General features: G+C 68.6%; 24 protein-coding genes. 14 read left to right on the top strand and 10 right to left on the bottom strand.

The annotated features are described in order from the left end of the window. Positions 1–79: 79 nt before the first annotated feature. Complete coding sequence (locus GN153_RS06865; protein ID WP_159901104.1) at positions 80–2,821, bottom strand: ATP-dependent helicase; 2,742 nt, start codon at positions 2,819–2,821, stop codon at positions 80–82. Between the two features lie 122 nt (positions 2,822–2,943). Between GN153_RS06865 and GN153_RS06870 the strand changes: the two genes are divergently transcribed. The 3 genes from GN153_RS06870 to GN153_RS06880 are packed head-to-tail and all read left to right on the top strand — an operon-like array spanning position 2,944 to position 4,131. Beyond that, complete coding sequence (locus tag GN153_RS06870; protein WP_159901106.1) at positions 2,944–3,492, top strand: hypothetical protein; 549 nt, start codon at positions 2,944–2,946, stop codon at positions 3,490–3,492. A 4-nt stretch (positions 3,493–3,496) separates the two neighbouring features. Beyond that, positions 3,497–3,892, top strand: coding sequence for a DUF3225 domain-containing protein (locus GN153_RS06875; protein WP_159901108.1), 396 nt, complete (start codon positions 3,497–3,499; stop codon positions 3,890–3,892). Beyond that, positions 3,892–4,131: a hypothetical protein gene (locus tag GN153_RS06880; protein WP_159901110.1), complete on the top strand. Its 240-nt coding sequence runs from the start codon at positions 3,892–3,894 to the stop codon at positions 4,129–4,131. The genes GN153_RS06875 and GN153_RS06880 overlap by 1 nt, the downstream gene beginning before the upstream one ends. Positions 4,132–4,186: 55 nt before the next feature. On the opposite strand, the gene GN153_RS06885 is transcribed toward GN153_RS06880, so the two are convergent. After that, positions 4,187–4,663 (bottom strand): hypothetical protein, encoded by a 477-nt coding sequence (locus GN153_RS06885; protein WP_159901112.1) that lies wholly within the window; start codon positions 4,661–4,663, stop codon positions 4,187–4,189. Positions 4,664–4,946: 283 nt separating this feature from the next. Between GN153_RS06885 and GN153_RS06890 the strand changes: the two genes are divergently transcribed. Next, positions 4,947–6,869, top strand: a complete 1,923-nt coding sequence (locus tag GN153_RS06890; RefSeq protein ID WP_159901114.1) for a beta-CASP ribonuclease aCPSF1 — start codon at positions 4,947–4,949, stop codon at positions 6,867–6,869. 167 nt (positions 6,870–7,036) lie between these two features. Here the strand turns inward: GN153_RS06890 and GN153_RS06895 are convergent, their stop codons facing one another. Further along, entirely contained in the window at positions 7,037–7,453 is a 417-nt protein-coding gene (locus tag GN153_RS06895) for an ester cyclase (protein ID WP_159901116.1), read from the bottom strand. 135 nt (positions 7,454–7,588) lie between these two features. On the opposite strand from GN153_RS06895, the gene GN153_RS06900 reads away from it, so the two are divergent. Together GN153_RS06900 and GN153_RS06905 are read left to right on the top strand one after the other, a co-directional pair. Further along, a complete protein-coding gene (locus GN153_RS06900) occupies positions 7,589–8,476 on the top strand; it encodes an SDR family oxidoreductase (protein ID WP_159901118.1) in 888 nt (295 codons plus the stop codon). Next, on the top strand, positions 8,473–8,895 hold the full coding sequence (locus GN153_RS06905; protein ID WP_201287818.1) for a DUF6069 family protein: 423 nt from the start codon (positions 8,473–8,475) through the stop codon (positions 8,893–8,895). The genes GN153_RS06900 and GN153_RS06905 overlap by 4 nt, the downstream gene beginning before the upstream one ends. 1 nt (position 8,896) lies before the next feature. Here GN153_RS06905 and GN153_RS06910 read toward each other — a convergent pair whose 3' ends face one another. Together GN153_RS06910 and GN153_RS06915 are read right to left on the bottom strand one after the other, a co-directional pair. Further along, positions 8,897–9,997, bottom strand: a complete 1,101-nt coding sequence (locus GN153_RS06910) for a phosphotransferase family protein (protein ID WP_159901120.1) — start codon at positions 9,995–9,997, stop codon at positions 8,897–8,899. Next, positions 9,994–10,884: an endonuclease III domain-containing protein gene (locus GN153_RS06915; RefSeq protein ID WP_236544765.1), complete on the bottom strand. Its 891-nt coding sequence runs from the start codon at positions 10,882–10,884 to the stop codon at positions 9,994–9,996. The genes GN153_RS06910 and GN153_RS06915 overlap by 4 nt, the downstream gene beginning before the upstream one ends. Before the next feature lie 166 nt (positions 10,885–11,050). Here GN153_RS06915 and GN153_RS06920 point away from each other — a divergent pair, with 166 nt between their 5' ends. Together GN153_RS06920 and GN153_RS06925 are read left to right on the top strand one after the other, a co-directional pair. Further along, a complete protein-coding gene (locus GN153_RS06920; RefSeq protein WP_394350915.1) occupies positions 11,051–12,019 on the top strand; it encodes a polymer-forming cytoskeletal protein in 969 nt (322 codons plus the stop codon). A 105-nt stretch (positions 12,020–12,124) separates the two neighbouring features. Next, entirely contained in the window at positions 12,125–13,303 is a 1,179-nt protein-coding gene (locus tag GN153_RS06925; RefSeq protein ID WP_159901124.1) for a redox-regulated ATPase YchF, read from the top strand. Positions 13,304–13,333: 30 nt separating this feature from the next. Here the strand turns inward: GN153_RS06925 and GN153_RS06930 are convergent, their stop codons facing one another. Continuing rightward, positions 13,334–13,795 (bottom strand): DUF7313 family protein, encoded by a 462-nt coding sequence (locus GN153_RS06930; RefSeq protein WP_159901126.1) that lies wholly within the window; start codon positions 13,793–13,795, stop codon positions 13,334–13,336. Between the two features lie 186 nt (positions 13,796–13,981). On the opposite strand from GN153_RS06930, the gene GN153_RS06935 reads away from it, so the two are divergent. From GN153_RS06935 to GN153_RS06945, 3 genes are read left to right on the top strand one after another with little or no spacing between them, the layout of a single operon-like run. Beyond that, entirely contained in the window at positions 13,982–15,046 is a 1,065-nt protein-coding gene (locus GN153_RS06935) for a polyprenyl synthetase family protein (RefSeq protein ID WP_159901128.1), read from the top strand. Positions 15,047–15,088: 42 nt separating this feature from the next. Continuing rightward, positions 15,089–15,760: a DUF7504 family protein gene (locus tag GN153_RS06940; RefSeq protein WP_159901130.1), complete on the top strand. Its 672-nt coding sequence runs from the start codon at positions 15,089–15,091 to the stop codon at positions 15,758–15,760. Beyond that, a complete protein-coding gene (locus GN153_RS06945; protein WP_159901132.1) occupies positions 15,757–16,482 on the top strand; it encodes a hypothetical protein in 726 nt (241 codons plus the stop codon). The genes GN153_RS06940 and GN153_RS06945 overlap by 4 nt, the downstream gene beginning before the upstream one ends. A 78-nt stretch (positions 16,483–16,560) precedes the next feature. Here the strand turns inward: GN153_RS06945 and GN153_RS06950 are convergent, their stop codons facing one another. Next, positions 16,561–17,769: an RNA-guided endonuclease InsQ/TnpB family protein gene (locus GN153_RS06950; protein WP_159901134.1), complete on the bottom strand. Its 1,209-nt coding sequence runs from the start codon at positions 17,767–17,769 to the stop codon at positions 16,561–16,563. Positions 17,770–18,153: 384 nt separating this feature from the next. Here GN153_RS06950 and GN153_RS06955 point away from each other — a divergent pair, with 384 nt between their 5' ends. Genes GN153_RS06955 through GN153_RS06965 form a run of 3 tightly spaced genes read left to right on the top strand, consistent with a single transcriptional unit; the run spans position 18,154 to position 20,643 of the window. Then, positions 18,154–18,765, top strand: a complete 612-nt coding sequence (locus GN153_RS06955) for an NfeD family protein (RefSeq protein ID WP_159901136.1) — start codon at positions 18,154–18,156, stop codon at positions 18,763–18,765. A gap of 51 nt (positions 18,766–18,816) precedes the next feature. Further along, positions 18,817–19,974, top strand: coding sequence for an SPFH domain-containing protein (locus tag GN153_RS06960; protein WP_159901138.1), 1,158 nt, complete (start codon positions 18,817–18,819; stop codon positions 19,972–19,974). Positions 19,975–20,022: 48 nt separating this feature from the next. Next, positions 20,023–20,643: a winged helix-turn-helix transcriptional regulator gene (locus GN153_RS06965; protein ID WP_159901140.1), complete on the top strand. Its 621-nt coding sequence runs from the start codon at positions 20,023–20,025 to the stop codon at positions 20,641–20,643. Here GN153_RS06965 and GN153_RS06970 read toward each other — a convergent pair whose 3' ends face one another. From GN153_RS06970 to GN153_RS06980, 3 genes are all read right to left on the bottom strand, one after another. After that, positions 20,644–20,892, bottom strand: coding sequence for a DUF7123 family protein (locus tag GN153_RS06970; protein WP_159901142.1), 249 nt, complete (start codon positions 20,890–20,892; stop codon positions 20,644–20,646). 178 nt (positions 20,893–21,070) lie between these two features. Next, complete coding sequence (locus GN153_RS06975; protein WP_159901144.1) at positions 21,071–21,472, bottom strand: TRAM domain-containing protein; 402 nt, start codon at positions 21,470–21,472, stop codon at positions 21,071–21,073. Between the two features lie 63 nt (positions 21,473–21,535). Further along, on the bottom strand, positions 21,536–22,285 hold the full coding sequence (locus tag GN153_RS06980) for a YkgJ family cysteine cluster protein (protein WP_159901146.1): 750 nt from the start codon (positions 22,283–22,285) through the stop codon (positions 21,536–21,538). Positions 22,286–22,337: the final 52 nt, after the last annotated feature.

The raw sequence follows: 22,337 nt of genomic DNA on the forward strand, positions 1-22,337 counted from the left end.
GTACATCGAGGGGTTCGAGGACAAGGGGGGTTCCCCTCGCGGCGAGATTCCCCCGTATCTCTGACGCGGCCGGAGCCGGTCACTCCGTCGCCAGGGCGCCCTCGTTTCCGTCCTCGATCTCCTCGAGAACCCGCCGGTGGAACTCCCGGAGGACCTCCGACTCGTCTTCCGCGAGGACGACGTCGGAAGCCATCAGCGTCGCCAGTCCGAACGCTCGTGGGGAGGGCGAGTCGACCCGTTCGGTGGTGACGGTCACGTCGCCGGCCTGGATAGCGGCGAGCACCCCCTGGATGCCCGCGAGGTTGAGTTTGTCCTCAAGTATCTCGCGGTAGGTCTCCTTGATGACGGCAAAGGACTCCAGTTCCTCGGCGAAGCCCAGCAGCATCTCGGCGTTGACCTGCTGCTGGCTCGCAGACTTCTCGTGGCCCTTGTACCGCTTGAGGATCATCAGCGCCCGCGTGGCGTTGATCCTGAAGTACCGCTCCAGCAGGTCCGTCCCCTCGAGGCTGGCACGCAGGTCACCGCGGGCGTCCCCGGGGTCGATGTCCTCGAGGACCCCGACCAGGTCGACCTTCCGGTTCAGGGGCATCGACAGCGTGAAGCCGTTGTCGGCGACCGCGACCTGGACGTTGGCGTTGGTCTCCTGGGCGACCCGGTAGGCCAGCAGCCGGGAGAAGCCGTCGTTGAACCGCCGGCCGTAGTTGGAGTGGACGTAGTAGCGCCGTTCGTAGGCCTCCCGGTCCAGTTCCTCCTCGACGACCAGTCGGCCGTCCGTGCTCACCCCCTCCGGGCCGAGATACCGGACCTGCTCGTCGAACATCCGCGTGAGCGCGCGGACGCTGTGCTCGTCGAGCGGGAACTCCCGGAGCCACACCCGTACCTCGGACTTGCCCCCGTGCTTGAGGCGGGCGAGCAGCTCGCGCTGGAAGCGCAGGATCTCGCGGCCGAGGTCGTAGGAGAGAGGTAACCGCTCGGAGAACCAGGAGGGGACCGTCGGGCGCGCGCTCGTCGGGTCGACGTACACCTTCGACCCGCGGCGGTACCGGTACTCGTAGCGGCTCCCGCCGAGCACGAACACGTCGCCCGATTCCAGCGTGTCGAGGTACGCCTCGTCCAGTTGCCCGACCCACTCGTCGCCCCCGCGGGTGAACACGTCGCAGGTGAACGAGTCGGGGATGGTGCCGATGTTGGTCATGTAGATGACCCGGGCCATCCGGCCGCGCTTGCCTATCAGCCGCTGTCCCACGTCGTACTCCGGGTAGTGGTGCTCGCCGCCCGGCGGGTCGTTTCTGTCCCGCCAGACTTTCGCGTAGACGTTTTTCTCCTCCATGCCCGGGTAGTCCGCGGTGAGATACCGCATCAGCTGCTCGTAGGCGGCGTCGTCGTACTCGCGGTAGGGGTAGGCACGCCGGAGAACCCCCCTGACCTCGGCCTCGGGCCGGGGGCCGTTGATCGCCATGCCGTAGACCTGCTGGGCGGCGACGTCCTGAGCGTTCTCCGGGATGAAGACGCGGTCGACGAAACCCTCCTCGGCCTTCTTGAGCATGACCGCACACTCCACGAGTTCGTCCCGGTCCAGTGCGACGACCCGGCCGGTGACCGTCTCGCCGAGCTGGTGGCCCGCCCGACCCACCCGCTGGAGCAAGGCGGCGACGGACTTTGGCGAGCCGACCTGGACAACCAGGTCGATGTGTGGCATGTCGATCCCCAGTTCGAGGGAGGTGGAGGTCGTCACCACGTCCAGGTCGCCCTCCTTGAGCTGCTGTTCGACCGCCTGTCGGCGGTCCTTCGAGAGGCTGCCGTGGTGGCAGGCGGAGTTGTCCTCGTCGTAGTCCGGATACCGCTCGCGGAGGTTGTGGAGGACTCGCTCGGCACCCGAGCGGGTGTTGGTGAAGACGAGCGTCTGGGTGTGCTCGGCGACCAGGTCGTCCAGGTGGTCGTAGAAGCGACCGTTGACAACCTCCCGGGGCGTGTCGATGAGGTCGTCGGTCGGACAGGTGAGCTCGATGTCGAACTCCCGGACGAACCGGGTGTCGACCACCTCGTACTCCCGTGGCGGCCCGCCGGGCTCCTCGCGCCCGACGAGAAACTCCGCCACGGTGTCCAGCGGTTCGACCGTCGCCGAGCACCCGACCCGGGTCGGCGACTCCTCACAGAGGTGTTCGAGTCGCTCCAGCGAGACCGCCAGGTGGGTGCCCCGCTTGTTCTCCGCGAGGCTGTGGATCTCGTCGACGATCACGTACTCGACGGTCTCGAGTTTCTGCTTGAACTTCGGGGAGTTCAGCAGGATAGCGAGCGTCTCTGGGGTGGTGTTGAGGATGTGGGGGGTCGTCTCCAGCATCGCCTGGCGGTCGCTGCTGCTGGTGTCGCCGTGGCGGATCGCGTGGCGGATCTCGACGTCCTCGCCGCGCTCGTCGAGCTTCCCGGTGATCCCCTTCAGAGGGACCTCCAGGTTCCGGTGGATGTCGTTCGCCAGCGACTTCAGCGGCGAGACGTACAGGCAGTAGACGCTGTTTTCAAGCCCATCCGCGCGGTCGCGGGCGAACAGTTCGTTGATGATCCCGGTGAAGGAGGCGAGCGTCTTCCCGCTGCCCGTCGGTGCACAGACCAGCGCGTTCTCTCCCTCGTGGATCAGCGGGATGGCCTCCTTCTGGGGCGGGGTGAAGAAGCCGCCGTTTCCGGGGACGTACGCGCCGAACTGCTCGACCCACCACTCCTGGACGACCGGGTCGAGCAGGTCGAGCACGTCGGCGTCGTCGACCGCGACGGACCCAGGGTCGAAGTCCACGTCCTGCTCGGCGAGCAGCGCGCGTCCTCGCATCTACTCTCCCCCTGGGGCTGGGCAGGCTTGTGCGTTTGGCCCCGGACGGGGCGAAGGGCGCGGAGCCCCGGAAGGTACGTGGAACCGGTGGCTATTTTCGCTCCCGCCACGTACCGCGGGGTATGCAGGTCCGGGACTGGCAGGACATCATGGAGGAGGTCGTCGACAGCGGCGCGGACCCCAAGGGGTGGCGCGCCGTCGGCGGCGACCGCTCGAGCGGGATCGGCGAAGACCTCTATATCGGGCATCCGGACACCGGCGTCTTCCAGGTGAAGACCTACGCGCGCAACCCCTTCGAGGTCCAGGGCGTCGGGGCCCGGGTCGCCCGCCAGGTCGACGACGAACTCGCGCCGCTGTTCCCCGAGCGCGGCGAGGCTCCCGGCCATTTCGGCGTCCAGGAGCCCGTCGACGAGGAGAAAGCCGAGGACGTGGCGACGAAGCTGGAGACGGTCGTCGAGACCCACGCGGAGGCACCCACCTCCCCGGAGGCGCTGTTCGACGACATCATGGACGCGATGGACAGCCCGGCCTACGGTCCGATGGAGTTCGAGAACCACGACCGCCCCGAGGCGATGGGCGACCTCACCGACACTTTCGAGGAGGCCGAGCAGTTGCTCGAGGCGGAGTTCGAGGACGTGGTCGACGACGAGGTCGACCGGGGGTTCTACTGACCGCATGCCATCCGCCACGCCCGTCGAGGAGCTCGTCCGCGAGTACTACGGCGCGCTCCGGGCCGGTGACCCCCTCTACCCCTACTTCCGGGAGTCGCCAGCTACAGTGAAGTACGGGCTCTCGGAGACCCTGCGCGGCTACGAGGCCGTCGCCGCGGGGTTGCGCGAGCAGACCCGGACCACGGCCGGCTGGACCGTCGACTCCCGGAACCTGACCGCGGGCACTCGCGACGGAACGGAGGGACAGTCCGCCCCGTGTGGCTGGTTCGCCGACGACGTCTTCATGTCCTGGACGGACACCGACCGGCAGGTCAGATACGAGTTCGAGACCCGCTGGAGCGGGACCGTCGTCGACGGCGAGTTCGCCGCCATGCACGTCAGCACGGCGGAGGCGCTGTGATGGTCGACCCGGTGGACAACACCGAGCGGGTCGCCTTCCTCCGGAAGCTGAAGATCGGCTTCGCACTGCTCGTCGGGCTCTCCGCCGGCCTGATGGGGCTCCAGACCGGCGCGGGGCCGGTCGTGCTCGCCGGTGCCTTCGGGGCCGGGAGCCTCGTCGGGGCGTTTCTCGCCTGGCTCGCACTCCCGAACGGGGACGACCTCAACACCCGCAGCGGGCGGGGACCGCGGCGGCGGTAGCCGGCGTGAGGTGTCGGGACCGGCCGGGTCCCGGGACTCCACAGCGCGACCCCGTTCACTCCGGGTCGACGCCGAACGGGTCGGTCTCGCGCCAGTCCCAGCCGGGCACTCGCGTCTGGAATCCGGCCGCCAGCGCCGCGTCGAGGTCGTCGCCGCCGGCCGCCGCGCTGTCCGCCCGGACGTCCGCGTAGTGGAAGGTCGCCTCGGCGAGCAGCCGGAGCGGCTGCCGGCCGGCGAGCATCGCCGCCAGCTCCCGACCGAGCAACTCGTCGACGACGAAGCCCGGGTAGTCGTCGGTCACGTCCAGCTCGCGCAACAGGGCCGCGAGGGCGGCGACGTTCACTGCCAGAGCCCCGTCGGCGAACACCTCGTCGAGGGCCCGTTCGTACTGCCGCTCGGTCACCTCGTCCACGTCGACGCCGAAGGCGCCACCGAGGTCGTCGCGGACGTCGTTGGCGAGGGCGACGACCTGCGGGCCGCGTTCGCGCAGCCGCTCGCGCTCGCGGACGACCGCGTCCGGGGAGAGCTCCATGTCATCCCTCCCGGTGCCGGCGGCTTAATTCCGCCGCCAGGGTCGCTCGTCCGGCGCGGGTGCTCCGTGACTGGTCGGTCCGCTCCACGGCGCCACCGTATTGCGAAGCCTTTTATAACAGGGGACGAATAGGCGGATACAGACAGTTTTCCGGGCCGTTCGCGGTCCCCGGAGGAGACCCCATCGGGGGGAAAGACGCACCTACAATGACGCCTACTGCCACGTCCTGTCACCCGTCCACCCCGTGCCGTCTTGCCGGGTGTGACGGACGGTTCACCGACACATGAGTACGGTAGACAAACGACTCGAGGAGATGCGAAGCGAGGTCGAACAGGAAGTCCCCGGCGACATCACGATAACGGAGGTGACCTACGAGGGGCCGGAACTCGTCATCTACACCCGCGACCCGAAGAAATTCGCCCAGGACGGCGACCTGGTCCGGCGGCTCGCCTCCAAGTTACGGAAGCGGATCACGGTCCGGCCGGACCCCTCATCGCTGGCGCCGCCCGAGAGCGCCCGCGAGGAGATCGAACGGATCATCCCCGAAGAGGCGGGCGTCGCGGACCTTGACTTCCACGCCGACACCGGCGAGGTCGTCATCGAGGCCGAGAAACCCGGGATGGTCATCGGCCGCCACGGCTCCACGCTCCGGGAGATCACCCAGACGGTCGGGTGGACCCCCGAAGTGGTCAGGACCCCGCCCATCGAGTCCTCGACGGTCTCGAACGTCCGGAACTTCCTCAAACAGGAACGCGACGAGCGCCGGGACATCCTCGAACGGATCGGCCGCCAGATCCACCGCGAGGAGATGTCCGACGACGAGTGGGTCCGGATCACGACCCTGGGCTGTTGCCGGGAGGTCGGCCGGGCCGCCTTCATCCTCTCGACGCCCGAGACCCGCATCCTCATCGACTGCGGGGACAAGCCCGGCGCGCCCGACGACGTCCCCTACCTCCAGGTGCCCGAGGCGCTGGGTGCCGGCGCGAGCACGCTCGACGCCGTCGTCCTGACCCACGCCCACCTCGACCACTCCGCGCTCATCCCCCTCCTCTTCAAGTACGGCTACGACGGGCCGATCTACACCACCGAACCCACGCGGGACCTGATGGGCCTGCTGCAGCTGGATTACCTGGACGTCGCCGCCAAGGAGGGGCGAGCCCCGCCCTACGAGTCCGAGATGGTCCGGGAGGCGATCAAACACACCGTCCCGCTGGAGTACGGCGACGTTACCGACATCGCGCCGGACATCAAGCTCACGCTGCACAACGCCGGCCACATCCTCGGGTCCTCTATCTGTCACTTCCACGTCGGCGACGGGCTCTACAACGTCGCCTTCTCCGGGGACATCCACTACGAGGACACCCGCCTGTTCAATGGCGCGGTCAACGAGTTCCCCCGCGTGGAGACGCTCGTTCTGGAGTCCACCTACGGCGGGCGCAACGACTACCAGACCGACCAGGAGGACTCCGAGCGCAAGCTCAAACACATCATCCGCAACACCATCGAGCGCGACGGGAAGGTCCTCATCCCCGCGTTCGCGGTCGGCCGCTCCCAGGAGATCATGCTGGTGCTGGAGGAGGCGATGCGTGAGGGGGAGATCCCGACCGTGCCGGTCCACCTCGACGGGATGATCTGGGAGGCGACGGCCATCCACTCGACGTACCCGGAGTACCTCCGGGACGACCTCCGGGACCGGATCTTCCACGAGGACGAGAACCCCTTTTTGGCTGATCAGTTCAACCACATCGACGAGGGGGAGGACGAGCGCCGGGACGTCGCCGACGGCGGTCCCAGCGTCGTGCTCTCGACCTCGGGGATGGTCGAGGGCGGCCCGATCATGTCCTGGCTCGAACACCTCGGGAAGGACAGCGACTCCACGCTCACCTTCGTCGGCTACCAGGCCCAGGGGACGCTGGGGCGGGCCATCCAGAGCGGTCGCGAGGAGATCCCCTTCGGCAACGACCGGACCGGCCGCAGCAAGACCCTCACGCTGCGGATGGACGTCGAGACCGTCGACGGCTTCTCCGGTCACGCCGACCGGCAGGGCCTGGAGAACTTCGTCCGGACGATGAACCCGCGCCCGGAGAAGGTGCTCTGTGTCCACGGCGACGAATCGAGTACGCAGGACCTCTCCTCGGCGCTGTACCACGACTACAACATGCGCACCTTCGCGCCCAAAAACCTGGAGACGTTTCGGTTTCTCTGAGACTACTTTTTACTGCGTCGAGTGCGCTCCCTCCGGTCGCGCACCGCTCCTTGTAAAAACATAGTGAAAAACGACCTCCGAACTCGGTCGCTTCGCTCCCTCGTTCGGAGTGAACCGCGCGCCGCTGGCGCGCGGATGCTGGCTTTCCCGCCGCCCTACGCTGGTCGCTACTCCTCCGTTACCTGCTGTCTCAGCCCGAGCATATCGCTCTGGGTCCAGGTCTCCGCGAGCAGGCCGTCCTCGAAGCGGTTGATCTCGACCGCCGGCAACTGGACTTCCCGGCCGGTCGGTTCCTCGCCGAACAGTGACCCCTCGTGTGTCCCGGTCATCGTCCAGCGAGCCGCGACCCGGTCGCCGGCGCCGAACACGTCCTCGACGGTCAGGCGCATGTCGGGGAACACCTCGCGGGTCCCGTCGGCGAGGGCCCTGTAGAGGTCCGGGCCCCGAAGCTGTGCGGCGAGGTCGCGGTCGTGGATGAGGTAGTCGGGAGCGACCAGCTCGTCAGCGACATCCGGGTCCGCACCGTTCCAGACGCCCTCGTAGAGGGTTTCGAGCCGTCGTTCGTGCTCTTCCGGTGTCGGCATGCGAGCGGCTACACTTCCCGAGAATAAATCGTTCGGGGCGAGCCCCCTCGGCACCGGGGTCCACTACGCGCTCCGATAGTAGCTACGGCGCCGCGAACTCGACTGTATATATTCGTAGCCACCGATACGTTCCGTATGACACCTCCGACTGTCCTCGTCACCGGCGCCACCGGCACCGTCGGCTCTCTCGTCTGCGAGGCACTGGCCGACCGCGACTGCGAGGCCCGAGCGCTCGCCCGCGACCCCGCGGACGCGCCCGCCGGAGCGGACGGGGTCGCCTTCGACTTCGAGAAACCCGAGACGTGGGGACGGGCCTTCGACGGCGGCGACAGCCTCTTTCTGGTCCGGCCGCCCGCCATCAGCCGCGTCGGCGAATCCCTCCTGCCCGCCGTCGACGCCGCCCTCCGGTGTGGCGTCGAACACGTCACGCTGCTGTCGGTGCTGGGCGCGGAGCGGAACCCCCTGTTGCCCCACCGCCGGATCGAGAAACACCTCCTCGACGCCGACTGTACCCATACGTTCCTGCGGGCCTCCTTCTTCATGCAGAACCTCGACGAGGTCCACGCCGTCGACGTCCGCGAGCACAGCGAGATATTCGTCCCCGCGGGGGGCGGGGAAACCAGCTTCGTCGACGCCCGCGACATCGCCGACGTGGCCGCGGTGACGCTACTCGAACCGGGCCACGAGAACGCGGCCTACGACATCACGGGTGCCGAGGCGCTCACCTACGAGGAGGTCGCCGCCGTGTTCACCGAGGTGCTGGGACGGGAGGTCACCTACCCCGACCCGTCGGTGCTTGCTTTCGCCCGACGGATGCGCGGCCGCGGCGAGAGTCCGGGGTTCGTCGCCGCGATGCTCGTCATCTACACGACCGCGAGGTTCGGGCTGGCGGGACGCGTCACCGACGACACCGCGCGGCTGCTCGGCCGGGAGCCGCGCTCGCTCCGGGAGTACGTCGGGGACTACGCCCCGGCGTTCGAGCCGGCCGCCGCGGCGTCCGAGCGGGAGGTGGCGGCGCGATGAGCGCCGTCGCCGACCGGTCGACGGAGCCACCGAGCGACACGGCGCTCGCGTCGCGGGCGGCCGTCGCGGCCGTCCTCGCGGGTGCGGTCAACGCCGCGCTGGTCGCCGGGGCCACCGCCGCCGGCGTGGGCGAGGGGTTCCGGGCGGTGTCCTACCCGCCGGTGCTCTTCCTGACTGTGGTCGGGGTCGTCGGCGCGACGCTAGTCTACGCACTCCTGCTGAGGCGGAGTCGGGCCCCCAGACGGACGTTCGTTCGGGTGGCCGCCGCCGTGCTGGTGCTGTCGTTTCTCCCCGACCTCGCGCTCCTCGCGCTCGACCCCGCCGCAACCGTCGGCGGTGTGGTCGTGCTGATGCTCATGCACGTCGTGGTCGCGGCAGCGAGCGTGGGTGTTCTGACCCGCAGGGTCGGACTCCGCTGAGCTACAGCGGCTCCTCGCCGTCGATGACGCGCCCGGCGCGCTCGACCAGCGCAGGCACCGCGGTCTCCAGGTCCCCGAACCCGGCCCGGTCGGAGGCGTCGGTCAGATTCCGCAGGTAGTAGCCCTCGAAGACAGTCGCGGCCTCGAACATCGCGAGCGCGCGGTAGAAGCGGTCGTGGGTGAACGTCCGACCCGTCGCAGCCTCGTAGCGTTCGACGAGACCCGACCTGGAGTGGTACCCCTCCCTGGTCGTAAAGCGGGGCGCGAACTCCCAGGGCAGCCCGCAGGCTTCGGCCTCGGTTTCGAACCAGAAGGCGAGGAGCCGCCCCAGGTCCGCCAGCGGGTCGCCGAGGCCGCCCCGCTCCCAGTCGAGCACGCCCACCAGTTCGGGCGGTGTCTCGGGGGTGAACTTCAGGTTGTCCAGCGTGTAGTCGCCGTGGACGAGTGTCCGGCCGCGGTCGTCGGGAACGTTCGCCGCCAGCCACTCGCCGACCGTCCCGGCCCCGGGAACCGCGCGGTCCGTCTGCTCGCGATAGGCCCCAAAGCGCTCGCGCCACTCCCGAATACGGGTCTCGAGCCCGCGGTCGAGGGCCGGCGACGCCGCGGTGTCGCCCCCGGTGCCCGCGTCGGCAAGCCCCGTTTCCGCGACGTCGACCGCGTGGACGTCCGCCAGCAGATCGACCAGTCCTTCGCCGAATCGCCGGCGGTGCTCACCCTCCACGTAGGCCATCGGCTCGCCGTGGCGCAACACCTTCCCGTCCAGCCGTTCGACGACGGTAAAGGGGGCACGGGCGACGCGTTCGTCCTCGACGGCCAGGACGGGGTGGGGGGTCGGGAGGTCCGTCCACTCCAGCGCCTCCAGCAGGCGGAACTCCCGGAAGACGTCGTGTGCGTCGGCGGGCGCGCCGGCCAGTGGCGGCCGCCGGACGACGAAGCGCCGGTCGCCCCACACCAGAAAGAGGGTCTCGTTGCCCAGGCCGGGCTCGTGGGGCGACAGCGCCCAGAAACCCGGCTCGCCGAGCGTCTCCGCGAGCGCGGCGTAGAGCCCCTCGGTGTCGAGATACCGGCTCGCGCCGCCGGGCTCGGTCTCGGTACCGGTCATCGGTCCGCCCCTGTCCTGCCGGCAACGCCCTCTGCGGGGTCGACGACCTCGCCACGCTCCGGAAAGACGCCGACCTGGTCACAGAGCCCCGCCAGCGGGCAGGCTTCGGGGTCGTCCAGGCAGGCCGGCTTGCGGGCCGAGCAGTACTCCCGACCGAACTGGATCATCGCGGTGTGGCCGAAGCCGCACTTCTCCGGAGGGACGTCCCGTTCGAGGGCCTCCCGGACGCCCTCGTGGTCGGCGTCGGCCGGCGCCAGCCCCATCCGCCGGGCGATCCGGTGGACGTGGGTGTCGACGGGAAAGACGCCGCCCCGGCCGCCAGCAAAGAGGAGGACGCAGTCGGCCGTCTTGGGGCCGACGCCGTCGACCGACAGCAGCGTCTCCCGCACCTCCCCGGGGTCGCCGCCGGTGACGAACTCGTCGAAGGCGGCCTCGGAGCCGAACTCCTCGAGCACCCACTCGGCGGCCCCGATGATCTTCTCTGCCTTCTGGTTGTACAGTCCAGCGGAGCGGACCGTCTCGGCGAGTTCCGCGTGGTCGGCGTCGGCCAGCGCGGCCGCGAGGTCGTCGTGGGGAGCGCGGGACTCGGTCGCGTCCGTCCCGTAGGAGGAGCCGCGGTCGGCGTAGCGGTCCATCAGCGCGTCGTGGGCGGGCTGGCTGGCCGTGTCGGAGGTGTTCTGACTCAGGATCGTCCGCACCAGACACTCGAAGGCCGGCCGGCCGCCGTAGGTGTCCGCCCAGTCGCTCACCTCGTCGTCGGCCTCGATGGTCGGCGTCTCCCCCTCCGGGAAGAGCATGAACTCCTCCGGGTCAAGGTCGTCGTGGTAGAGCAGTCCCAGCGCGTCCACGACCGCCTCGGCGCGCGTGTCGGCGTGCAACTCCGGCATACCCGAGAGTAGGGCTGATTCCTCTTGGCCCTTCGGCCTCGCGGGGTGGTGTTGGCCGTCGAACGGCTCCCGGCAGTACCATCCGCGGCGTCACGCGTGCGTCAGACGTCCGTCAGACGGAGCCTCAGGCTTTAAGACCGCCGAACACGCCTACTAGAGCGTGCCGATATTCCGCTCGGACCCCCTCGACGAACTGGTCATCCCGGACGGGACCCACGTCGAGGAACACGACCTCGTGACCGACGGCGACGTGCTCGTCGGCGGGCAGAGCCACGTGGAGTTCGGGGTCCGCGGGGGCAACGTCATCGCGGGCGAGCGCGTCGGCTTCGGCGGCAACATCGAGGCCGCCGGCGACTGCCGGCTGGACATGTGGTGTGAGGTCGACGGCGACGTTCTGGTCGGGGAGGACGCCTACCTCGGCGAGCGCGTCCACGTCGGCGGCCAGCTCAAGGTCGCCGGCGATCTGGACATCGGCGACGACGTCGACATCGACGACGGCTTCGAGGCCGCGGGCTGGATCGTCATCCGCAACCCGATGCCCACCATCACCTTTCTGTTCGTCTACCTCTCGCAGCTGTTGCGGATCGGCGAGGAGGAGGCCGCCGAGGAGATGCTGGAGGCGCTGATGAGCGACGAGCGCGAACACCAGCCGGTCGTGATCCCCCGCTCGGCCCGCGTGGGCGACGACGCCTGGCGGGTCTCGACCCCCGGCCGGATCGGCAACGACTGTCGGCTCCACGGCAACGTCCGCGCGGAGTCGCTGGTCGTCGGCCGGGACAACGAGATATTCGGCAGCCTCCGCGCGAAGGAGGGTGTGACCGTCGGGGCCGGCACCGAAGTGACGGGCAACGTCACCACCCGCTCGGGGACGGTCCGTATCGGCCCGGGCGCGGAGGTCCGCGGCGACGTCTCCGGGGACTACGTCGAGGTTCACCACGAGGCGGCCGTCGAGGGTGCCATCCGCGCCCGCGACGAGATGTCGATGGTCTCCGAGCCCGTTCTGGACGACGAGGTGGTCACTGGGGAGCGGCCGACGGCCGAACCGGAGTCGGTTCCGGACCCGGACCCGACCCCGGCGATCACCCGGGTCGACGGCGAGAGTGGGGCGGAGCCCGAAGCCGAAGCGCCGGAATGAGCCGGGCGTCCGGGCCGGCCGGTGACAGCCGGCCCGTCAGTTCCACGCACCCGCAGGCAGGCCGGTAACCGAAAGGCGCTTTCCGCTCTCGGGAGTACCCCGGGTATGATCTCCCTCGCGCTGGCCGGCAAACCGAACGCCGGCAAGTCCACCTTCTACCGGGCGGCCACGATGGCCGACGTGGAGGTGGGTAACTACCCCTTCACGACGATCGACCCCAACCGCGGCGTCAGCCACGTCCGGACGGAGTGTCCCTGCCTGGACCGCGACCGGCGGTGTGACAGCGACGATTGCCGCGAGGGCAAGCGGTACGTCCCCGTCGAGTTGCTCGACGTGGCGGGACTGGTGCCGGGCGCCCACGAGGGGCGGGGGCTGGGCAACCAGTTCCTGGACGAACTCACCACGGCCGACGCGATCCTCCACGTCGTCGACGCCTCCGGCGGGACGAACGCCGAGGGCGAACCCGTCGAGGTGGGCGAGCACGACCCCGTCGAGGACCTCGCCTTCATCGAGACGGAGATGGACCGCTGGCTCGCCGGGATCGTCGCCGACAACTGGGAGGGCGTCGAGCGCCAGTCCCGCTCGCCCGATTTCGACATCGACGAGGCCCTGACGGAGATGCTGACCGGCGTGGGCGCGACGGCAGCCGATGTCGGAGCGGTGTTGCGCGCGGTCGACTACCCGTCGGACCCGCGGGAGTGGGGCGAGGAGGACCGCCGGCGGCTGGCCTCGGCGGTGCGCGAGCGGACCAAACCCATCGTCGTCGTGGCGAACAAGGCCGATGTCGCGCCCGAGGGGACCATCGACCGGCTGCGCGAGCACGCCGAGCGGGTCATCCCGGCGACCGCGGAGGGCGAGCTCGCGCTCCGGCGGGCCGCGGAGGCGGGGCTGGTCGAGTACGACCCCGGCGACCACGACTTCGCGGTGGTGGGCGGGCTGAGCGACCAGCAGGAGCAGGGCCTCGAACAGGTCCGGGAGGTGATGGAGCGCTACGGCGGGACGGGCATCCAGGCGGCACTCGACACCGCCGTCTACGACCTGCTCGACAGGATCACCGTCTACCCCGTCGAGAACGAGACCCGGTGGACCGACGGCCAGGGCCGGATGCTCCCGGACGCCCACCTGCTCCCGTCGGGGGCGACCCCGCCGGACCTTGCCTACGCCGTCCACTCGGACATCGGTGAGGGGTATCTCTACGCCGTCGACGCCCGGCGGGACCGGCAGGTCGGCGAGGACCACGAACTCTCGGAAGGAGACGTGATCAAGGTCGTCAGCGCGAACTGAACGCGGGGTGTCCGGGGAGGGTGTGCCGGCTCAGATGATGGCGGCGACGTAGCCGTCGATGAGGAAAAACAGCACCTGGTAGCCAGCGTACGCGAAGACGATGAGACCGGCGCCGAGTGCTCCCTTGGGACGGTCGAGCGGGACGTCGCGGCGGGCTTCGGCCTTGCGGGCCTCGAACTCGAAGAAGTCCGCGAGGAACAGGCCCAGCACGAGCACGGACATCACCGTCCCGGCGTGGGCGTCGAGGGTCAGGTAGTACAGCGAGACGGCTATCAGCGCGACGTTGGCGACCTCGTGGGGGAGAAACCGGGAGACTGCCTCCGGGCCCTCCTCGGCCTGGCGCCGGTGGCGAGTGTGGGCGAGAAACCTCGTGACGAAGTTCCCGACCACCAGGAGGAGCAGGAGCACCTCGACGACGAGCACCTCGCCGATGCCCACCTCGGCTCCCAGCACCCCGTCCACGGGGCCGAACAGTCTGACGATTGGGGCCATACCCGAACGTCCACACTACCCGCATTAGAACTTTTCCACTCGCTCCCGACGCCGACCCGGTGCGCCGTCGGGGTCGCTCCCGGAGCCGGCCGCCGCGGCCGGCCTGCCGGCACGCCGGGGCGCCTCCTGCGAGTCCCATCGTACCGAGTGGGTGGTTTTTTCAGCCCGCACACCGAGAACTCCGGTATGCAGGACGTACTCGCCGAGTGGCGGCCGGCGGTCGACGAGGCCATCCGCGAGCTGCTGCCGCGGGAGGTCGACGACGCGTACCTGGGCGAGTTCTTCGGCGAGCCGACCCACCGCTACCACGCGGAGGCGATCCAGCGCGCGCTGGCCGACCCCATCTGGGAGCTGCTGGACCGCGGGGGCAAACGCTGGCGCGCCATCCTCTTTCTCATCACGGTCGACGCCTTCGGCGAAGACCCCGAGGCGTATCTCCCCTACGCCACCATCCCCGAGATCCTCCACAACGGGACGATCATCGTCGACGACGTGGAGGACGAGGCACGGATGCGCCGGGGCGGGCCGGCGCTGCACCACCAGCACGGGACCGACATCGCGCTCAACGCCGGCAACGCGATGTATTTCATCCCGCTGAAAGTGATCGCCCGCAACTCCCGGGACCTCTCACCGGGCCAGCAGCTCGAGGCCTACGAGATGCTCACTTACGAACTCAACCGCACCCACCTCGGCCAGGGGATGGACATCTACTGGCACAACCAGAAGGAGGTGACCGTCGACGAGTCCCAGTACTTCGAGATGTGTGCCTGCAAGACCGGCTGTCTGGCGCGCATCGTCGCGCGGCTGGCGGCCATCGTCACCGACCAGCCCGAGGACGTCCAGCGGAAAGTCGCCCGGTACGCCGAGGAGATGTCCATCGCCTTCCAGATCGGCGACGACATCCTCGACATCGAGCACACCCTCGACCAGGCCGGCGAGTTCGGCAAGGAGTTCGGCAACGACATCCGCGAGGGCAAGAAGACGCTGATGGTCATCCACACCGCGGAGGTCGCCCCGCCCGAGGACGTCGCCCGGCTGGAGGAAATCCTCTGGGCGGAGGAGAACACCGACGAGGAGATCCTGGATGCCATCGACACGATGCAGGAGGCCGGTGCCGTCGAGTACGCCCGCAAACAGGCCCGCGAGCTGGCGGAGAGCGCCCGCTCGCATCTCGACGACCTCGACCTGGAGCCGGGTCCGGAGGAGCAACTGCGGGAGTTCACCCGCTTTGTCGTCCAGCGGGAAGCCTGACCTTTTTGTCGACCGGTGGCGATAGCCCGGTAGTGACAGGTCGTGGCGACTGACCACACCGAGGTCGTCGAAGACGTCACCTCGGTCACCGAGCGGGTCCCGCCGACCGATGCCGGTGACGTCCTCGTCTGTGGGCCGGCGATGAGCGGCAAGACCCGCATGGCCCTCGAGCTGCTGGTCGCGGCCGTCGTCGAGACCGAAGGGCGGCCCTTCTACATCACGACGGCGGGCTCGGCGACCGACGCGCGCGCCCGGCTGGACGCGCGAACGCCCGAGGGGGCCTCCCTTCCGAGACCCGCGGTCATCGCCTGCGACGGCGGCCCGGCGGGAGACGAGTTCACCCGGTCGGTCGACACGCCGGGCAACCTCACCGGGATCGCGAGCGCGCTCACGGAGATGTACGACGCCAGCCGGCGGAGCCGCCGGCTCGGCTCGCGCGTGCTCGTCGACAACGTCACCGCGCTGCTGGTCGCGACCGACCTGGAGCCGGTCTACCGGTTCATGCACGCCCTGACGGCCCGCGTCGCGGACGCCGGGGGGCAGACGATCGCCACCCTCGACACGGACGGGCTCGCCGGCGGGGAGCGGCCGGCGCTGACCGGCCTGTTCGACACCGTCGTCGAGGTGCGCCACCCCGACGGCTCGGACCCGGAGTACCGACTTCACGACGGCGACGGCTGGCACGGCTACCTGCCGCGGGAGGAAAGACAATGAAAGCGCTGCTGGAACACCTCAGAGACCGGGCGCGGACGCTGACCATCTACGACTACGACGGCACCCAGGAGCGCCTGGAGACGCTCGCGGGACACCTCGCCGGCTACGGGGTCGCGGTCCGGACGGCGGTCACCGACCGCGGGAAACCGACGAACGTCCCCGTCTTCCACCACGGCGACGAGGTACTCGGGACCGTCGACCTCGACACGCTGCTCCCCGAGGACGGCATCGAGCGGGCCTTCGCCGGCGAGGAGCCGTTCGACCCGGACGTCCTGCCGTTCGACCCCGACGCGGACGTGACGGTCTCGCCGGGGACCAGCCACGGCCAGATGGTCGACGTCTCCCGGCAGTTCGAGCGGCAGGCACTCGCCAGGGGCGAGGGGTGGCTCCGGGTCGGCTTCCAGCAGCTCTCGGCGATCGCCGAATCCTCCCGGACGCGGTCGGTCTACCGCCGGCTTGCCGAGGCCGGCGTGGACGTGGCGGTCGTCGGCTACCCCGACGTCGACCTCTCGGGTCAGTCCTACGAGGTCGTCCCCGACGAGGAGGGGACCTTCCGGGACTTCTGGTTCCTGCTGTACGACGGTGGCGGGCCGGAGGCGAAGGCGGCGCTCGTCGCGAAACACCGCGACCCGTCGCTGTACGAAGCCTTCTGGACGGTCGACCCCGAGACCGTCGACGAACTGGTCGGGATGGCACGCGAGCGCTACCCCGTGCTCGGGTAAACTACCCTACCCTACTTCGCTCGGGGGCAATGGCCCCGCTCGCTCGTTGAGGGGAGGGCTTTCGCGTGGACTCCTGTTCTACGCCTCGGATGAGGCGGGAAGGTTGTACTCTCCACTCACGTTCAGCGTCCCGCGATTCAAGCGCACGTCTACGGGTGCGCCTCCGTCGTTTGCGTTTTGCCGACGACGGAGATACTGCAAACCGATATTCTTACTGGCGTTGTAGTCCGCGTGGTTCTGGTAGCCGCAATCCAGACACTCGAAGTCCTCTCCGTGGCGGTTGCCGTCGTGGGTAAACCCACAGGTCGAACATCGCTTCGAGGTGTTCCGTGGGTCTACTTGCACGGCTTTGACGCCCTGTTCTCTGGCTTTGTATGCGACGTTCTCGTAGAGGCGACGGAACGCCCATAGATGGTGCCACGACGCCTGTGGCACGTTCTCACGGATGTGGGTCAGGTCCTCGAACACGATGTGCGAACAGTCGTGAGAGAGGGCTTCGGCGACGATTTCGTTGGCGACACGATGCAGGAATATCTCAAAGCGCCCGTCTTCTTTGCGCTCAACACCTGCAATCGCGTCGTGTGCTTCTCGCGTTCCACACTGTTGGAGGTCGCCAACCCGCTTCTCGTACTCTCGTTTCCAGTGGTTAAACTCGTCTGCCGACCAGAACCGTCCGGTCGAAGCGACCGCGAGTTGATTCACACCGAGGTCCACCCCGAGGACTGTTCTGTGCCCGGTGGTGGTGTCGGTGTCGTCGTCCTCTTTGAGCATCGACGCATGGAGATACCAGTCGCCGTCACGTCGATGGAGTGTCGCCCGCCGAAACTCGTAGTCCTCGTCGGCGACGTACTTTGTCGGCGGGACGTCGGTATCGTCGGGAAGAATATAGTCACACTCGATACGCCCATCCGGTGTCGAGAGCGACACGTGGTCGCGGTGGAAGGTGGCACTTCGCTTGTCGTAGACGGCGGTATCAGCCGTGAACGTCGGACGAGACGTATTTTGGTCATTCTTGAGCCGCTCGACGCCGCTCTTGACTGATTCGACGGCTTGGCGAATCCCCTTCTGGACGAGATTTGCGGTCAACTCCGTCTCCTCACGTAGCTGGTCGTACAGTGCATCCTCGGCCTTCGCTTTCGATGTGACGTGGTAGCCGTCATCGCCGTGCCAGCACCACTCGCTCGCGGTGTTGGCGCAGTAGTTGAATTGCTCGACAGTCTCCCGCAGGCGTGCATCCGCGCCTTCGGGTGTTTCGAGCTTGATAACGGCGGTTCGACGGCAGTCCACGATGTTTTCACATATGTAGTTGTAGTTACTTAATTATTGGGAGTTAGCAGGCAACAATCTGGTGGCCGGTCAGTACCGTGTCGGCTTCTGCGCGCGGGCTTCGCCCGCTCGCGCGGCCCGCGGAACTTCGTTCCGCGCTGTCCTCCCCACCCTACTCGCTCGCCACAGCAGTGGCTCGCTCCTTGAGGGTGGGGCCTCCGCCTCGAATTATAGTAGGTCTTGAAAGTCATTGCACACTCGACCGCACGACTGCAGTGTGGTCGATGTGTAAATCGTTTCAAGACCTACTATAGGTGAGGCCGCCGGCGGTTCCCCCGAGAGCCGGGAAGAGCCGGCGACGACAGTCCCCGAAGGATTATTCGTCGCGCGACACCAAGGAGTGGTATGGCTGTCTTCCCGGACCTGCTGCAGGTGGGTCTTCCGACGCTCCTGTTGCTCATCGGCACGGGGCTCATCGTAGCAGAGGCCTTCGCCCCTGGCGCACACTTTTTCGTCGCCGGCGTCTCGCTGTTCGCCGCCGGGCTCGTCGGGTTCGTCCTCCCGCCGGCGCTGGGTATCTTCAACGTCCTGATCCTCGCGGCGGTCGTCCTGGCGACCGGCGGCGCGACGCTGTACGCGTACCGCCAGTTCGACATCTACACCGGTGCGGGCGTCGACCAGACCTCGGATTCGGACTCGCTGCGCGGGCAGACCGGCCGGGTGACCGAGCGCGTCAGCCCGAGGGAGGGCGAGGTGAAACTGGAGGACGGCGGCTTCAACCCCTTCTACCGGGCCCGCAGCATCGACGGCGAGATCCCGGAGGGCACGGAGGTGATCGTCCTCGACCCCGGCGGCGGGAACGTCCTGACCGTCGAGGCCGTCGAGAACATCACCGACGACATCGACCGGGAGCTGGCCCGGGGGCGGCGGGCCGCGGACACCGAGGCAGCAGCCGAGACCGGTCAGAGCGGCGAACGCGACCGGGAACCGGAGCGGGAATCGGGCTCTCACGCCTGAGCGGCGCCCGCGGGGAAGGCTTTTGGGTGAACGCACCGAAGAGAGAGTGTTATGTCCCCGGTGTTACAGCTGCTGAGCCCGCTCTCGCTGGTGGCAGTAGTGGTCCTGCTGCTCGCCATCGTGACGGTCTACAACAGCATCGTCATCGTCGACGCGACCGAGAAGCGGGCGTACACACGGTTCGGGAAGTACCAGGGACTGCTCGAGCCCGGCCCCCGATTCGTGTTGCCCTTCGTCACCAAGACCTACCGCTTCGATATGCGGACACAGACCTTGGACGTGCCCCGCCAGGAGGCGATCACGCGGGACAACTCCCCGGTCACCGCGGACGCCGTCGTCTACATCAAGGTGATGGACGCCGAGAAGGCCTACCTCCAGGTCGACGACTACAAGCGGGCGGTCTCCAACCTCGCCCAGACCACCCTTCGGGCGGTGCTGGGCGACATGGAACTCGACGACACGCTGAACAAGCGCCAGGAGATCAACGCCAAGATCCGCAAAGAGCTGGACGAGCCCACCGACGAGTGGGGGATCCGCGTCGAGAGTGTGGAGGTCAGGGAGGTCAACCCCAGCCAGGACGTCCAGCAGGCAATGGAGCAACAGACCTCCGCGGAGCGTCGCCGGCGTGCGATGATCCTCGAAGCTCAGGGGGAACGCCGCTCGGCCATCGAGGAAGCCCAGGGTGAGAAACAGTCCAACATCATCCGCGCCCAGGGTGAGAAGCAGAGCCAGATCCTCGAAGCCCAGGGTGACGCCATCTCGACGGTCCTGCGGGCGAAATCCGCCGAAGCGATGGGCGAGCGCGCGGTCATCGAGCGCGGGATGGAAACTTTAGAGGAGATCGGGAAAGGCGAGTCGACGAAGTTCGTCCTGCCCCAGGAGCTCACCTCGCTGGTGGGTCGGTACGGCAAGCACCTCCAGGGGTCGGACGTCAAGGAGAACGGTCACGTCCTGGAGGGGCTTGACTTCGACGACGAGGCCCGGGAGATGCTCGGGCTGGACGACATCGAGGAGATCCTCGGCCAGATCGACCAGGACGCCGAGGCGGACATCGAGGAGATGGAGGCCCAGGCCCAGGCCGTCAAGGAGGGCTCTGCCGGCGCGGACATCCGGGACCCCGACGAAGTGATCGAGGAGATGGACCAGGAGATGGAGAGTGCGGAGGGCGCCGAGTTCAACCCCGAGGACGGCGACAGCGGGTCGAATTAGGCGTCGGCGGAACCAAGCCTTTTAGCCACGGGCGACGTACGGCCGACGATGAGTCGCGACGGGGAGGGGGACGTCGACCCCGAGAAGCGGGCGACGTTACGTCGCTTCGCAGCCCTCGGCGCAGCGACGCCGCTGTCCCGCTTTGCCGGGACCGCATCCGCCGACGGGGAGAGCGACACCCGCGACGCGCTGGTCGGCTACGTGGGGGCGACACCCGGGGCGCACTTCTCGCGGGTCCGGGACGACCTGAAGCTCGGGACCGGGGAGACCCAGTACCACCTCCGGGAACTGGAGAAGGCCGGAACCGTCGAGAGCCGCAAGGACGGCGACTACCGGCGGTACTTCCTTGCCGGTCGGTTCGGCGAGTTCCAGCAGGTCGCGCTGGGGTATCTCCGCCGCGAGACCCCGCGCCGGATGGTCATCGAGTTGCTGCGTGACCCCGAGGCCAGCGCCGCAGCGATCGCGGACCGGCTCGGCGTCTCGCGGCCGACTGTCAGCAGCCACGCCGCCGACCTGGAACGCGCCGGCATCCTCTCCCGGGAGGACGGCTACGCGCTGGCCGAACCGGAGGCGCTTCTGGTCCTGCTCGTGCGCTACGCCGACTCCTTCGGCCGGGACGCCGCCGCCCTCGCGAGCGAGGCGCCCGACCTGGTCAGTCACGACGCGTGATCAGTCCGCGCGCGTGACCATCCACGTCGTCGAGGAGGAGTACCCCCACTTCTCGACGTCGAGTTCGACATCCCCGCCCTGGATCGCGGGCATGTTCGTCCCGACCTCCTTGGCGGAGAGCCCGACAGCCTCGCCGATGAGCCGCGATTTGAAGTAGGTCTGCTCGTCGGCGTGCTCGCGGAGGTGTTCGAGGATGCGGCGCTGTTTCTCCGAGAGACCGAGGCCGCTGGTGTCGGCAGTCGCGCTCATGTCTCTGGATAACGGGGACGCACCTAAACCGGGTTTGGTACGGACGGTTAACAGGCCGCTGTCTGGCGGTTCTGCGCCGCCCGTCCGCAGGCCGGGCGTGGAGCGGTCCGCAGCGCCACGCGCTGGAGACGCAAGCCGGCGTGTGAGCGTCGACCCCGGCCGCGGTTGGTAGGAAACCCTACACCGACTCTTCGATGACCTCGCCGACCGCGAAGTTGGACTTGACTTCCGTCACCTCGACCTTGACGCGCTCGCCGACCTCCGCGCCGGGGACGATGATGACGTACCCCCGCTCGACGCGCGCGATGCCGTCGCCCTGTTTGCCGAGGTCCTCGATCTCCACGTAGCGTATCTCGCCGGGCTCGACCGGCGGCTGGGGTTCGCCCGTGGGCGTCTCCTCCGTCTCCTCGGTGTCCGTCGGTTCGCGGGCGCCGGTCTCGATGAGCGCGACCCGGTACGTCCGTCCCGCCTCGACCGAGCCGGTCTCGACCTCGCGTTTCGGTACCTCGACGACGTAGCGGTCACCGTCGTCCGAGACGTCCGCACTGAACAGACACAGCAACTCATTCGAGATTTCCAAGGGTAGCTAGACCTCCAGCCACGTATAGGCGGTCATCATCCATAGTAGTTGCCGTCTCTCCGATCACTCGTAGGGGCTCCCGTCCGGGCGCTTGGGCCCCTCGGAATCGTGGACGACCACGCCGTCTGCGTCGACCGGGCGGTACGCCTCGCGGACGGCGATGGCCTCCTCCAGTTCGCGGACCGCCCGCTCCTTCAGGGTCGTTGCCAGCTCTTCCGCCTCGTCGCGGGAGATGTCCCGGCCGAGCCCCTCGCACTCGTGGGCACGGACCAGCCCCTCGCTGTCGACGGAACCGTCCGCAGCGGTTCCGTCTGCTCGCGGGACCTCGGGTCCCGCGCTGTCGACGGCCTCGCCCATCGGCTGGCTGGTCCCGCCCAGCGCGACACTGAACGGATAGGTCCGGCAGATCAGCGGCCGGTCGTCGTGGACGGTGCAGGTGCCAGGACCCTCACCGCTCCCCTCGCTCGCGCCCTCGTCTCCCTCGGACTCCTCGTAGAAGACACAGTCCCCACAGCCGTCGGTCTGGAGCGCCCACTCGAAGGTCTCCCCCTCGGGACCCTCGGCCCCGTCGCTCAGTCCGAACGGCATCGGCCGGGCGACGTCGCGCCAGTCGTAGTCGCCGGTCTCCTGGAGCCGGCGCACCTCGTCGGGAAAGACCGTCGCGGTGTGCTCCTCGGCCCCCTCCTCGGTCTCGACGGCCTTGCAACAGCCGCCACACCGGGTGCACTCGAAGCCGATCGACTCGATGGCGTCGGCCACCTCGTCGACATCGAGTTCGCGCGCCCGCTCCAGTTCCGTTTCCAGGGAGTCCACACCGGGAGTTCGTCCGGCGGGATAAAAACGGCTCGTCGGGGCCGGACGGCAC

The sequence above is a fragment of the Salinirussus salinus genome, from assembly GCF_009831455.1.
In the GTDB taxonomy this organism is placed as follows: Archaea; Halobacteriota; Halobacteria; order Halobacteriales; family Haloarculaceae; genus Salinirussus; species Salinirussus salinus.